This is a genomic window from Campylobacter sp. 2018MI01, assembly GCF_018501205.1.
In the GTDB taxonomy this organism is placed as follows: Bacteria; Campylobacterota; Campylobacteria; order Campylobacterales; family Campylobacteraceae; genus Campylobacter_E.
The window spans coordinates 1-434 of record NZ_JAHCZE010000166.1 but is presented as its reverse complement, the minus strand read 5'-3'; the positions used below and the strand labels follow the sequence as shown (position 1 = coordinate 434).

1 protein-coding gene is annotated in these 434 nt (G+C 56.9%); it reads left to right on the top strand.

Going from position 1 to position 434, the window contains the following annotated elements; all coding sequences use genetic code 11:
* A partial coding sequence (locus KJQ97_RS09500; RefSeq protein WP_502756489.1) for an LLM class oxidoreductase occupies positions 1–401 on the top strand: 401 nt, incomplete at its 5' end.
* Positions 402–434 lie beyond the last annotated feature (33 nt).

The following is a 434-nucleotide window of genomic DNA, read 5'->3' as shown; positions in this document are numbered from 1 at the left end:
ATCTGTACCGTACCCAGTTCAAACCTTCAGCGCGGCTGGAAAAACCGTACGCGATGGTGTGTATCAATATTATCGCCGCCGACAGCAACCGCGACGCCGACTTCCTGTTTACCTCCATGCAGCAGGCTTTCGTGAAGCTACGCCGTGGGGAAACCGGCCAACTGCCGCCGCCGGTTGAGAATATGGAGACCTTCTGGTCGCCATCCGAGCAGTATGGCGTGCAGCAGGCGCTGAGTATGTCGCTGGTCGGTGATAAAGCGAAAGCCCGCCACGGGCTGGAATCCATCCTGCGGGAGACCCAGGCGGATGAAATTATGGTCAACGGGCAGATTTTCGACCACCAGGCACGCCTGCATTCGTTTGATTTGGCGATGGATGTGAAGCAGGAATTGTTGGGGTAGCGCATTGTTTTGCCCAGTGGCGCTTCGCTTACC